Origin of the sequence: Bradyrhizobium sp. CCBAU 11357 (assembly GCF_028128865.1) — a bacterium.
Lineage (GTDB): Bacteria > Pseudomonadota > Alphaproteobacteria > Rhizobiales > Xanthobacteraceae > Bradyrhizobium.
Map to the genome: position 1 here is coordinate 571,274 of NZ_LBJW01000017.1, position 12,114 is coordinate 583,387.

General features: G+C 58.8%; 13 protein-coding genes and 1 pseudogene. 3 read left to right on the forward strand and 11 right to left on the reverse strand.

Annotated elements, in window-relative coordinates; translation table 11 throughout:
* Positions 1-119: 119 nt before the first annotated feature.
* The 4 genes from XI05_RS07785 to XI05_RS07800 form a co-directional block, all read right to left on the reverse strand.
* Complete coding sequence (locus XI05_RS07785) at positions 120-728, reverse strand: phosphotransferase (RefSeq protein WP_271500136.1); 609 nt, start codon at positions 726-728, stop codon at positions 120-122.
* Positions 729-1,183: 455 nt separating this feature from the next.
* Entirely contained in the window at positions 1,184-1,342 is a 159-nt protein-coding gene (locus XI05_RS07790; RefSeq protein WP_271500139.1) for an amidohydrolase family protein, read from the reverse strand.
* 444 nt (positions 1,343-1,786) lie between these two features.
* Positions 1,787-2,056, reverse strand: coding sequence for a hypothetical protein (locus XI05_RS07795; RefSeq protein ID WP_271500142.1), 270 nt, complete (start codon positions 2,054-2,056; stop codon positions 1,787-1,789).
* Positions 2,057-2,134: 78 nt separating this feature from the next.
* Complete coding sequence (locus XI05_RS07800) at positions 2,135-3,817, reverse strand: methyl-accepting chemotaxis protein (protein ID WP_271500146.1); 1,683 nt, start codon at positions 3,815-3,817, stop codon at positions 2,135-2,137.
* A gap of 341 nt (positions 3,818-4,158) precedes the next feature.
* On the opposite strand from XI05_RS07800, the pseudogene XI05_RS07805 reads away from it, so the two are divergent.
* A pseudogene (locus XI05_RS07805) lies at positions 4,159-4,298 on the forward strand (transposase); the annotation flags it as partial.
* A gap of 603 nt (positions 4,299-4,901) precedes the next feature.
* Here the strand turns inward: XI05_RS07805 and XI05_RS07810 are convergent.
* The 7 genes from XI05_RS07810 to XI05_RS39475 form a co-directional block, all read right to left on the reverse strand.
* Positions 4,902-5,153: a hypothetical protein gene (locus XI05_RS07810; RefSeq protein WP_271500148.1), complete on the reverse strand. Its 252-nt coding sequence runs from the start codon at positions 5,151-5,153 to the stop codon at positions 4,902-4,904.
* Positions 5,154-5,876: 723 nt separating this feature from the next.
* Positions 5,877-6,386: a HEAT repeat domain-containing protein gene (locus XI05_RS07815; RefSeq protein WP_271500151.1), complete on the reverse strand. Its 510-nt coding sequence runs from the start codon at positions 6,384-6,386 to the stop codon at positions 5,877-5,879.
* Positions 6,387-6,655: 269 nt separating this feature from the next.
* On the reverse strand, positions 6,656-7,660 hold the full coding sequence (locus tag XI05_RS07820; RefSeq protein ID WP_271500154.1) for a methyltransferase: 1,005 nt from the start codon (positions 7,658-7,660) through the stop codon (positions 6,656-6,658).
* A gap of 15 nt (positions 7,661-7,675) precedes the next feature.
* Positions 7,676-8,731 (reverse strand): Bug family tripartite tricarboxylate transporter substrate binding protein, encoded by a 1,056-nt coding sequence (locus XI05_RS07825; RefSeq protein WP_271500157.1) that lies wholly within the window; start codon positions 8,729-8,731, stop codon positions 7,676-7,678.
* Positions 8,679-9,206, reverse strand: coding sequence for a MarR family winged helix-turn-helix transcriptional regulator (locus XI05_RS07830; protein ID WP_271500159.1), 528 nt, complete (start codon positions 9,204-9,206; stop codon positions 8,679-8,681). The genes XI05_RS07825 and XI05_RS07830 overlap by 53 nt, the downstream gene beginning before the upstream one ends.
* A 252-nt stretch (positions 9,207-9,458) precedes the next feature.
* Positions 9,459-9,845, reverse strand: coding sequence for a phosphotransferase family protein (locus XI05_RS39470; protein ID WP_333939831.1), 387 nt, complete (start codon positions 9,843-9,845; stop codon positions 9,459-9,461).
* Complete coding sequence (locus XI05_RS39475; RefSeq protein ID WP_333939827.1) at positions 9,842-10,261, reverse strand: phosphotransferase; 420 nt, start codon at positions 10,259-10,261, stop codon at positions 9,842-9,844. Before XI05_RS39475 ends, XI05_RS39470 begins: the two co-directional genes overlap by 4 nt.
* 1,069 nt (positions 10,262-11,330) lie before the next feature.
* Between XI05_RS39475 and XI05_RS07840 the strand changes: the two genes are divergently transcribed.
* Entirely contained in the window at positions 11,331-11,657 is a 327-nt protein-coding gene (locus XI05_RS07840; protein WP_271500161.1) for a GreA/GreB family elongation factor, read from the forward strand.
* Between the two features lie 226 nt (positions 11,658-11,883).
* Positions 11,884-12,087, forward strand: coding sequence for a hypothetical protein (locus tag XI05_RS07845; protein ID WP_018640766.1), 204 nt, complete (start codon positions 11,884-11,886; stop codon positions 12,085-12,087).
* The last annotated feature ends 27 nt before the right edge of the window (positions 12,088-12,114 follow it).

Sequence of the window (12,114 nt, forward strand, 5' to 3'; positions counted from 1 at the left end):
ACTTCTTCTATCACGATTGCGCACGTTGGCGTTTTCACACAGCCAAGACCTTTTTCACACAGCCAAGACCCGTAGCGGACATACGAGCCGCATCGAAAGGCCGCTCCGGTTCGCGCGGCTCAAACCTCCGGGGGTACGGCCACTTCGATACGCTGGATCAGCCACTCCCGCAGGGCAGGAAATACACCGCCTAGGAGGATGCGGGCGCGGGCAATCGGCAAGTAAGGCTCCATCGCCGCCGTCAGCGTCGCTTGCGAAGTGCCGGCCAGCCGGGCGTACTCAGACTGCGCGGCTGCATTGATCGCGCGCGGTCGCTGCGGATTGTCGACGCGTTCAGGGGCGATCTCGGACAACGAGACGTGGCAGCACGCAAGGTCGTAAGCAGCGGGCGCGCGGACCGCAAGGGTCCAGTCGATGAGACGCGGACCATCCGCCGTCATGATCACGTTGTCGGTGTGGAGGTCGCAATGGCACAGTTCGTCCCCCGGCCGAGGCGGTCGATCAGGGCGAGGATACCGGTGGCGATGTGCTTCGGAACAACGTCGCCGGAGCGACTCAAGGCGGCGTCCATCCGGTCGCGCAGGGAGATGAGCTCCGGCTCCAGCAGGGTCGGTCCGTTGAGGCGCGGCAGCACGATGCCGAAGCGTCCCCCGAGTACGACCTCGTCGAGCACCTCCGGCGCCGGGCCGCCGGCTGCGAAGACCGCGCGGGTCATGCGCGCTTCCCACCGGCTGAGTCGCTCCGGGACGCCGGCCTTGAACAGCTTCACGACCTGACCGGGCGCCCAAGCATGAATGTCTGCAGAGGTGCCTTCGCCGATCTTCTCCCCGAGTGATCCCCGCATCCGCCCGTTTTCCCTCCGCGATGAGCAAACACCGTCAGCAAGCAAAAGAGAACTGCTCGCGTCGTGGCCGCGAGCGCAATGATCCCTTTCCACCCTGCAGGACGTTCGCAGCTTGACGCAAGCCCGACGTGGGCCGTTTGAGACATGCCAACAAACAAGAGGAATGGCTGTTGTTTGGGGTAGACCGGAAGGCCTTGTAAACCTTAGACCGACGCGAACGGCCCCAGGGGGACATTGCCGACTACTTCGACGACGTGAATGTCGCATCTGCGAAAATCACTTCACCATCTACGATCGTCAACAGACTCGTGGTGGCGGGCAGTTCCGGCGTTGGAATCGTCAAGACACGTGCGAGAGCACGGCGAGGTCGGCGGCAAAACCGGGCGCAAGCCGTCCCTTGCGCCGCTCGTCGCCCGCGGCATACGCGTCGCCGGCAGTATAAGCGGTCAGAGCCTGTTCACGTGTCAGTTCGGAACGCCCTGCTTCCAGTTCACTCATTCTTCGGCGTCACGGAGGGACACGAAGTCCGCAACAGGAATGTCCTCGGGGCGATGCTCACTAACCGGCCAGCCGCCCTCGACCAAGACGCTCGATGGGGCGAGATGATCCCAATATCCGAAGGCTCGACGGAAGCAGTGATCGCTGCGAAAGGCACGGCTGATATCGGCGGCCACTACTCGCGGCCGGACATTTTCCAGACTGATCGTAGATCGTCGGCCACCTGAGCGGGTGTCGAAGACGTTGGTAGCGGGCGACGATACTGTGGGGGCGCCGGTCGGAAAGAACGACTGAGCGGTTCTTATGTGGCTAGGCCGCGTCTCATAAATCTTCGTCGATGCCGGCTTCGCTCTAGTACCCGCCACCTTTCTGCAATCGCAGCAAATGACGCGATGGGCCACTTAGTGACCTCACTGGGTTCCGAACTGTGTCTCCATCATGAGGCTACAATTGCTCGACCTGTTCGTGCAAATGGGAGAGGTGCCGTATAAGGGCCGTCAGCTTCTGCTCGAAATCATCCCTGACCGGTCCGACCGGCAGTCGGTCGCGAATTTTTTCGGCGCCTATCAGGGCTGTCTGGAGATGGCCCACCGCGCTCCATAGCCTCGCTTTCGTGAGCCTGTCCAGCGACTCCGCAAGAGCGCGCTCACCGTTTTGGACCTCGGACGGTAATAGCGGCCGACCAGCTTGCTTGAAATGAACGACCGTCCCCATGGCCTATCTCCAGATCTATTTTGGATTGCTGGCTTAACTGTTGATATGCGGCAATTGGAAATGACTTGAAATGCGCGCTTAAGCGGCCTGGATGGCAGAGAGAAATCTCTGGACTTCGTGTTCCAAGCGACTGCGTTCTCTCGTGAGAGACTGCGCGGACGATAGCACCTGCGAGGACGCTGATCCTGCCTCGACTGCGCCCTGTTTTACTTCAGTTATGTTCGAAGCGACTTGTGCCGTTCCCCGGGCGGCATGCTGCAAGCTGCGCGAAATTTCTCCGGTCGTATTGGCCTGCTCTTCCACGGCAGCGGCAATTGCGGCCGTAATCGCCGAGATGCGATCTATTGTTGTGCTGATATGTTTGATCGCGTCGGCGGATTCCTGCGTTGCGATTTGTATTTCGCTGATCTGCTCGCTTATCTCGCTGGTCGCCCGCGCGGTTTGGCCGGCGAGGGCTTTAACTTCGGAAGCAACGACCGCAAAGCCCCTGCCGGATTCTCCAGCCCGCGCCGCTTCTATCGTCGCGTTCAAAGCCAGTAGGTTGGTTTGCCCTGCGATGGTCGTGATAAGGCTGACAACATCGCCTATGCGCGTTGCTGCCGTGGACAATTTGTTGATCCGAGCATTGGTTTCTGCAGCCTGACGAACTGCTTCGCTCGCGATTTTGGTCGATGCCTCGACCTGTCGGCCGATCTCGCTAACGGACGATGTCATCTCGTCGGTAGCGGACGCGACAGTCTGAACATTGAGAGAAGCTTCTTCGGAGGCCGCGGCCACTGTTGCCGAAATATGCAGGGCGGTATCAGCCGTCTTAGATAGAGTCTCTGCAGCCGCTTCCAGTTCGCCGGAGGAGGTGGATAGCGCGGCGACGAGTTCGCCGATCATTGATCGGAAGCCGCCGGTGATCTTGTCGATCCGCTGACCGCGTAAGATCTTGGCCTCGGCCTCTGCCGCGGCAAGCTTGTCCGCGGCTTGCTTTGCGATCAGGGACTCTTTGAAGACCTGCAGGGCAGCGGCCATTTGGCCGATCTCGGTAGGCTTGGCCCCGCTATGGACCGCCACGGTAAAATCGCCGTTGGCCAATGCCCGCATCGGCGCAACGATGGATCTAATCCCCGTTGAGATGTCGCGCAACAGCAATAGGCCGACGATAGAACTGAGTACCAAGGTGAGGACAAGAGTCCCAACAATGAGAGCAAAAGCGAAGGCATAGGTCTGCTCGGCACGTTGACCAGCGGCCGCTGCATGCTTGTTGTTGATGTCCATTGCCTTGAGCAGGGCCTGTCCGCTGTTCTGACGCAGCGGCTGCATTTGATGAACGATCAGATCGCTGGCAGTGGCAATATCATTCCTGCGGGACGCAGAGAGCACGTCTGGAACTTGCGCGACATACGCGCTCCAGAGTTGTTGGAAGTCCGCATAAAGCTTGCGCTCTTCCGGAGAGGAGAGCAGCAGCTCGTAGGCGGCGCCCTCCTTTTCGATGTCGCGAGTCAGGTCGGCAAGAAGCTTCTCGGCTGAGGCTTTCTTCGCGATGTCGGATTCCAGGATGTGATCCCGCACGACGCTGCCATATCGGATGGTGTAGGCTCTGAGGTTTGCGAGCAGGCGGACCGCCGGCAGCCAACGGGATTGGAACTCAGCGACGCCCCCCTGGATGACCCGCATGTTGCTGATGGCGAGCAGGCCAGTGCCGCCGAACACGAGAAGGAGCAAAGAAATAACGACGACGAGTTTGCTCCTGATCGAATACCGCGAAAGCATGGCAAGGGACTCCTGCGAAATGAGCGACAGCACGAATGGAAAATATTGGAAGACGATGTTTCCTAAACATCGTCATGCTGCAGGCCATCCGTAAATTTTTTACGAACTAGTTGAAATTTTTGGTACAGCAATCATTGATTGCACATCTTTTGCGCAAGGCGGGCTAGGATTTGGGCTGTTGGGAATCCCTGGAGCCTGCGTAGCAGCGGACATCGCGCATCGATCGAATCGGGCGGATTCATGGGCGGTATTTCCACCGTGAGCGATGACCGCGGTCAGGCCAGGCACGCTGCGTTTGGCCGGCCCCTGTGATTCAAACTCGCGCACTGGGGGTACGAATCATGCGCTACGAACTCGCCGATTATGAATGGATTGCCATCAAGCCCATGCTGCCGAACAAGCCGCGTTCCTCGGGTTAACGACCGTCGGTGTCCTCAACGGCATCTTTTGGGTCTTGCAATCTGGAGCACTTTGGCGAGATCGGCTCATCGGGGTAGACCAGAAGCAACTGGCCGATCTTCCAAACCGCACTTTGACCCATAGCGGTCCTGCGAACGCCTTATCGATCGAGCTGCAAGTGCAACAACCATGGAAACGTGATACTCTGCGTTCCGTCGTCCTCAATCTGCAATGAGGAGCGGCGGGAGTTCCTCGCGGGCACTGCGGCGCTGCTCGTTCAGCCGGGGGCATTTGACGCACAAGGGAAGCCTCGGCGGATCGGCTTCCTTGGCGTCTGGGCGGATGATCCGACTCGCGACCCCATTCACGCGGCATGGCTGAGCGGGTTACGGACGAAGGGTTGGATCGAGGGCAAGAACCTGCTTGTCGAGTATCGTTACGCCCCGATCGTTTGCCTGCTTTAGCCGCCGAGCTGGCCGGCTTAAGTCCCGATGTGCTCGTCGCCTCTGGACCGCGTGCAGCGCAAGCACTGATAGCTTATGTTAGTTCTACCACATGGCCAGTGCTCGGAATGACAGTGAAGAGCTGCTCGCCCGTGCAGCCGCGGCAATCGAGCAGGCAAAGCAACTCGCCGCCAAAAACAGGGCGTGGCAAGCCGAAATTCAATTCAATCTGAGGCAGATGCTCACTCGGGCTTCCTTTCTGCCCCGTTCTCTCCGGCTGTATTCGCCTCTGGATTTTCCTGAGCAGAGGCTGCCCCATCGGCCATTTCCAACTGAAAACGAAAGCTAGGATTGGCGCGGATCATCCGTAATGTGGCGCTGACACGCCAAGACGCCAACCGAGCGGTTTGAAGGCGTTCACGGGCGTGCTTGCGAGTGATTTCGCATTCGCGAATTGCTCGTTCGGCTCGCCGCAAGAGGGGATCGTCATCCATCCGCCTCCAAGAGGCGATGCAGTATATGGTTCCTAACTTAAGGCTGGATTGTCGGCGTCGGGTCTTGGCTGTGTGAAAACGCCGAGACGGTTGAATGCGATAGGACAACTTGTTCGTCGAAGGCCGATCTAGCGCTCAACGATAGCGTTCTTAGCCATCACGCACGCTCGATCCGAACCATCCGGAAGGCGAGATTGGCCCGAGCGCCGTAATCTTACGGACGTTGGCCGCTGTTCATTTTCTGCACTGTCCTTCCGATCGATGCGAGGAAGCAGGACCCCCTTTTATCCGTCTTAGTCGGCCGTGTCGCCCTCTGACCGGCCGAAACGGAAAGAGTGTGTCGGCTCGGCTGGCCCAAATTCCCAATTTGTTGGCACCTGATAACAGGACTCTAAATGGTGCCAAGTCCGGTTGTGGCCGGCCCCAAGCCGAACACCGACCAAGCCTTTCTCATGTCGGCTGACAGTCGGCGACCGGGACGACCGGTCCATGCTCGCCTCGACCGCCTCTTGTGACCGTGGCTGTGTAAAAACGCGGAAATCGAAACGCGACGAAGAATGATATTTTTCAGTTCGATCTCCAAGTTGAACCCGCTTGCGCGTTGAGCGACTAAAACGGTCTTGGACGAATAACTTCTTCAATCGCGATTGAGCGTCTTCGCGTTTTCACACAGCCAAGACCCATTGCCGACCTAGCTCGACGCACCTGAACTAAGCCTCCACTTCATCCGCCTGTGGATCGGGCCTCCCGGCGCATACCATCCAGCTTTTTGCGCACGGTTGGATTTTCATCACCTTCCTTGGCAGCCGAGATCGCCGCAGCGGCAAGTGCATTGGTGTGGACGAATTGTCCGACCACTTCTAACGCCATTGCGCGCACATGCGCATCGGGGTCGCGCGCGAGCAGTTTCATCGCCTTTGGAAGCACTTCAGCTTCCTCTGGCCTGCAGGTCCCTTCCTTACACCGGTCGCAGGCCAGCGTGTGTAAGGCGGAGCATCTGACCCGCTCATCGCCATCGCTCAGCATACCCATTAGATCGGAAAGAGTGTCGGGCGACAGATAACGGTCGAGAAACCTGCAACAATGCAAGCGGATATCAGGATTGTCATGCCGCAGCCCCAGGCGCACTGCAGGAAGCGCTCGTCTCCCGAGATCGAGCAGCGCCCGATAGGCGGCAGGCGCCTTGTACGGGAATGCAAGTTCTTCGATGATCTTATGATGTTCCGCCGACATATCAGCGACCCGTCAGGTTGTTGAACGTCGGCACTAATAGCATGCCGCCGCACTTCACTCCAGATTGGCACTTCCGCTTATGGCCCGTAGCTTCCCAACCAAATGCTCCTTGGGGCGTCCGCTCTCAAGCGTGAAGCGGGAATTGATCGCAACGGTCTGGACCGGCGATTTTGACCCGAAGCGGATGTCCGAATTTTTCAAAAGCGGGGTACGAAACTCCAGTTTCAGGTGTTCTTTCCAATACAGGATCGGAGGACAATCCGCGAGGCTTAGCGTGGGCGAGCCTCGATCACATTGTGGATGCCCGCCGGAAAGACGCGCGTCAACTCAAAGCCGGACTTGCCAAAGAGCTCTGAAAATTCCTGGCGCGTTCGCTCTCGTCCGCCCGGCGAGACCAGCATATTCAGGTCGCTGAACTTGGTTGCTGGCATTTCATTCGGGGGCGCGATGAGCCGCTCGATGAGAAGCAATTTTGCAGCTTCCCCCATCGCGCGCCGGCACACTTTCAGGATGGCGACGGCTTCGTCATCATCCCAATCGTGAATTACAGCCCGCATTAGATAAGCATCGGCGCCTTCAGGCACCATTTCAAAGAAACTTCCGCCTACGATACCGCACCGCTCGATTACGCCGCGTTCCATCAATATTGCTTTTGCTCCCGCTACTACGTCCGGCTGATCCAAAAGCGTGCCGCGTAAGTGAGGGTGAGCGAGCAGGATCGCGGCTAACATCAAACCCTGCCCGCCGCCTACATCCACGATATGGCGAAACGAGGAGAAATCATATGCGCGGATCACCGCTTCGGCGCCGCCGCGTGAAAGTTGGGTCATCGCTAGATCGAACGTTACACCGTATTCAGGGTGCTCGGCGCGGAATTGCCACACGTCCTTGCCATTTAGGTTTTGAAAAGCATTCTCGCCGGTTTGGACGCTGTGCAACAGATGGCCCCAAGCTTGCCAAAAATAGGGGCTTCCGACGACTTCCGCCCACGCCCCGAGCGGCGTCGCGGAGTCGGTCCGCAAACAATCGCCCATGGGAGTGAGCGCAAACCTTCGGCTTTCCTCTTCCCGGAAAACGCCTACTGTAGCGAGCGCGCGCAACAGCCGGTACAGCGCATCAGGATGGCTTTTAGTCAGCGACGCGAGTTCGTCGGCCGAACGAGTCCCGCCACTTAGATAGTCGGCCAGTCGCAGGACTGACGCGACACGGATTGCCTGCGTGACCTGAAAACCATTGATCAGGCGCAGCAGATCGTGTCGAGGATCGGATGTCACTTGGCGGGGCCTCCGTCACGGGGTCGCTTTGAAATCGATCGTTTTCGCGAGATCAGCAAGGCGCTGGCGGTATTGATCCAGCAAAGCTGCGAACTCGGCCGTGGTTCCTGGACGAGCGGTCTGTCCAACGGCGGCCAGTCTTTCACGAATGCCCGGATCGCTTGCGACGACGCGGACATCGGATGCAATCCGGTCGCGCAACGTGTCGGGCATTCCTCGTTTGCCGTAAAATCCGACCACGCCGTCCATTCGGAGCTCGGGGAATCCGGCTTCGGTTACGGTCGGCACATCAGGAGCAAGCGGCACGCGAACGTCGCTGGCAACTGCAAGCAGCCGCGCTCTGCCTGAATGCACCTGCGGCATGATCACACCCAGCGCGTGAACGAATACATCTACGCGGCCCTCGCCAAGATCCTGGAGAGCGGGGCCAACATCTCGATAGGAGACAAAAGCGAGATCAAGTTTCGCACTCTTGAAGAACCCGCCTGCAACGAAGGGTGGAAGACCAGGCGAAGCGGCCCAGTTCAACTTGCCCGGTTGAGCGCGAGCCGTTCGAACCAAGTCGTCGAGCGAGCGGATTGAAGTTTTTTCGGAGGCCGCGATTGCAAGGACAACGTCCGAAGTCGGGGCGATCGGAACGAGGTCACGAGCCGGATCATAAGGCAGCTTCGCTTGCGTGATCGGATGGACGGTAACTACGGCGGAGATTGCATACAGCAGCGTATGATCGTCGTCGGTACCGAGAAAGGCAGAGACTCCAATCACCCCATCGGCGCCCGGCCGGTTTTCCACGATGACGTGGTGTCCCCAGCGTTGGGAAAGCCGCTCCGCAAAGAGCCGGGCCGTGAAATCCGCTGCGGCTCCCGCCGGCGTGGGTAAAATTAAACGGACAGACCGCTGCGGCCAGTCGCCGGCAACGCCAGCAGCGCTTGAACATAGGATGGTGACCAGCAGGAGACCGACGACAGCGACGAAGCGACTGGCAATGCGCATGGCACTCTCCCTCAGCAAACGGGGTTTAGCGTGTTTTTGGTTTTCGACGGCCGGCTCCGGGGCGAACATATTCTTCATTCGCCGTGACCACCTGCGACATCAAATTGATAAAGAGCTCACGCTGGGCCGGTCCGAGGCACGACAGCAGCCGTTCCTGACTAGCGAGTGCTCGCGGACGTAACCGTTTGCGGATCTTGAGCCCAAGCGGGGTGCAGCGAAGCATCCATACCCGCCGATCTGAATCATGAGGTCGCCGTTCAACGAGCCCCTTCGCTTCGAGCTGATCCACCAAACGACCCGTATTCGTTCTGTCGATGGCGACGACTTCGGCAAGGCGACTCTGATCGATCCCGGGATGGTTTTCGATCATGATCAGAACCGCCCACTCCGACACCGACATGTCTTCACCTTCGAATTCTTCCGCAACAATGGCGGTGGAAATCATCTGCAGCCGGCGGATCAGGTAGGCCGGCACGCGACGATAGGGTGGAGGTGTCGGTTCCTCGGTAATCCGGGAGCGTTGATCCGGAATGATCGCTCTTGTGATTGTCATAATTGTTATTATCCGGATAGTGATTAGAAGTCAAGACGCGTCTTTTGGGGACAAGCGGGTTCAAAGGCGCTGTGCGACCGGCCGATCTTCGCCTTTGGGCTCAGCGAAGTCGCGGCACAAGGCGTTAAGGTCCGCTTTACTAGGGCGGAGCGGACTGGATTTGCTCACTCTGAGGTCTTCCATTTTGACCCGAAGGAGAGACTGATGCCTCGCTTCAACAGCCCACTTCAGCTCGCGCGCGACCAAGACGGTTCAGTCTTCCGAGCGCAGCCCCGCTTCGATGCGCTGGATCAGCCGCTCCCGCAAGGAAGGCACCACGTTGCCAAGGACGACGAAGGTGCGGACGATGGGCAGATACGGCTCCATTGCCGCCGTCAGCTCCGCGAGAGACATGCCGGCCAGCCGTGCATATTCGGATTGCGCCGCCGAATTGGTCGCGCGCGGACGCGCCGGATTGTCGGCGATTTCCGGCGCGAGCTCGGACAGGATGACGTGCAAGAATCCGAGGTCGAGGGCGGCTGGCCCGCGCATCGCGAAGGACCAGTCGACGAGCTTTGGGCCTTCCGCCGTCATGATCACGTTGCCGGGGCTGAGGTCGCAGTGGCAAAGCCCGTCGCCGGGCGGCAGGCGATCGATCAGCGCGAGGACACATCGGTAGCGATGTGCTTCGGAATCTTCCCATCGCCGCGTCGCAACTCGTTTTCCATATAGGAGCGCATGGAGAGGACCTCCGCCGACGGTGGCGTTTTGTGAACGGACATGGCAAGAGCCGCGATGATCGCCCCCGTCTGTTCGAACGTCACCGCGCCGGTCCGCGAGAGATGCCACAGGGTCGGTCCGTCGAGGCGCTCCAGCACGATGCCGAAGCGCCCCTCCAGCGTCACCTCGCCGAACACCTCCGGCACCGGGAGGCCGGCGTCGCGCACGGCGCGGATCATGCGCAGCTCGTGCCGACCGAGCAGATGAGAGACGCCGGCCTTGAACAGCTTCACGACCTGACCGGGCGCCCAAGCGTAGGCCTCGGAGAAGGCGCCTTCACCGATCTTTTCCCCCAACGATCTCTGCATGCCCGTTCTCCGCCGTGCAGAGGAAACACCAGCGGCGAGCAAAAAGGAACCCCTTCCGTTCGCGGGGGCCGCCGGACATTATGATTGTCTTCCAACCTGCAGAGACCTTCGCCCACTCCGCTAAATGTCCGCAAGTCCGCTTGTGGCCGATTCCGTTGAAAAAGGCCTCGCCGCCGTCGACCGCGATTCTTTAAGCCCCGCTGGTGCGTTTCGCGCCGTCAGACACGGCGGACCACATCAACGTAAACAAAATCTCTCAGCGACGCTCTTCTTCGCTTGAGGAACGTGTTCTCGGCAGAAATCAGAACAGAGCAAGCTTTCGCGAGAATTTTGCGGTGGCGCTATTTTCGACTTTTTCAACAAAATCGGCCCGTTACCGACCTGCGCTCGAAGCGCCGAACGTCTGCTTGCAGGACATGAGCCGACGAAGGTGAAGCAGCCCGCCAACGGCAGCCTTTGACCCTGGCTGTGTGAAAACTAAAAAATCGAAACGCCGCGAAGAATGGTATTTTCCAGTCCCACCCCGAAGTTTCATCCGCTTCCGAATTGAGCGACTAAAGCGGCCTTGGACGAATAACTTCTTCTATCACGATTGCGCACGTTGGCGTTTTCACACAGCCAAGACCCCAAACGGACATTGACCAATCCTAACAACTCTCTCCGCACGTGTGTGCTCTTTAGTCGCGTTACAGAGACAGCAGAAGGTCCTGTGGTGACCGCGACATGATCCACGTCCTCGACATCGATCCGCGCATTGCGCGGCGTTGCTTGCACGCCGGACGGCTCCAAGCAGGAGCTTAGCCGGACGGTAGTTGGTGCCGTCCGGATTACCCCCTTCGTTCATCAAACGGATTTGGTGTGTGGCTCTCCCGCGAGGAGAAGCCCAAACAAGGAGGCATGTCGTGAACAACCCCTTTTTCCCGAACGTCACTCTTCCGGCGTCTGACCATCGCCGCTTGGAACAGATCGCGCAGGCGGGTGTAGATCAAGGCGACGTGGACGCACGTTTTCTGTTGAGTGAAACCGTGCGGAAGTCCTCCCTGATCGCGCAGCCAGATTGGACAGCATCGTCACCATGGGTTCGTGGGTGACGTTCTGGATCACCTGTGGCTTCCCCCGCGAGACAAGACAACTGGTGTACCCCGAAGACTACACGTCCGAGCGAACCCAAATCCCCGTCATGTCGCCGTTGGGCGCAGCGTTGGTCGGGCTGAAGGTCGGAAGCGAAATCCCCTTCTTCACCGCTGGGCGGACCAACGTCGTCAAGGTCGAACGTGTCAGCCGAGGTGATCCGAACGATGTTGTCAGGGTTCTGTTTAGCAATCCGGAGGTCAAGGGCAAGAAGCTCTTTGATGACGGTGATCCGGGACCATCAGCCGCTTAGGAAAGGAGAGAAGGTAATGAGCAAGACTAATCGCCCTCCAACCCGGTGACGTTTACAAGCACACTCCCGAGTGAGACAGCTTCATTTGGCGTCCTTTTATGCTAGACAATTTTCTATTGCCGGGATGACACCGGGCCTGCGTTGGTGTTTCCTATTCAATCCTTAGCCCCCTAAATTAACTTGGGAACTGTCCAACTCTGTTCTAGGTTGCCTCGTGGACCGCCCAATGCAGCTTCGCCATTTGGAACAGGCCGAACGGCACGTCGCCCAAGGCGAGCGGAATATTGCTAAGCAAGAAGAGCGTATTGCGGACTTGGCTCGCCGAGGAGCGAACACAACCGAGGCTCAGAAGCTTCTAAACACCTTCTTCGCCATTCAGATGCAGCATATCCAGCACCGCAACCGCATCCTCACGGAGCTGGAAGAATAGGAGTTTGTATAGCAGCAACGCTTGCCT

Coding starts and splice junctions, on each gene's coding strand:
- XI05_RS07790 (WP_271500139.1), bottom strand. CDS start 1,342: ATGAGTGAACTGGAAGCAGGGCGTTCCGAACTGACACGTGAACAGGCT.
- XI05_RS07795 (WP_271500142.1), bottom strand. CDS start 2,056: ATGGGGACGGTCGTTCATTTCAAGCAAGCTGGTCGGCCGCTATTACCG.
- XI05_RS07800 (WP_271500146.1), bottom strand. CDS start 3,817: ATGCTTTCGCGGTATTCGATCAGGAGCAAACTCGTCGTCGTTATTTCT.
- XI05_RS07810 (WP_271500148.1), bottom strand. CDS start 5,153: ATGGATGACGATCCCCTCTTGCGGCGAGCCGAACGAGCAATTCGCGAA.
- XI05_RS07815 (WP_271500151.1), bottom strand. CDS start 6,386: ATGTCGGCGGAACATCATAAGATCATCGAAGAACTTGCATTCCCGTAC.
- XI05_RS07825 (WP_271500157.1), bottom strand. CDS start 8,731: ATGAAGAATATGTTCGCCCCGGAGCCGGCCGTCGAAAACCAAAAACAC.
- XI05_RS07830 (WP_271500159.1), bottom strand. CDS start 9,206: ATGACAATCACAAGAGCGATCATTCCGGATCAACGCTCCCGGATTACC.
- XI05_RS07845 (WP_018640766.1), top strand. CDS start 11,884: ATGCAGCTTCGCCATTTGGAACAGGCCGAACGGCACGTCGCCCAAGGC.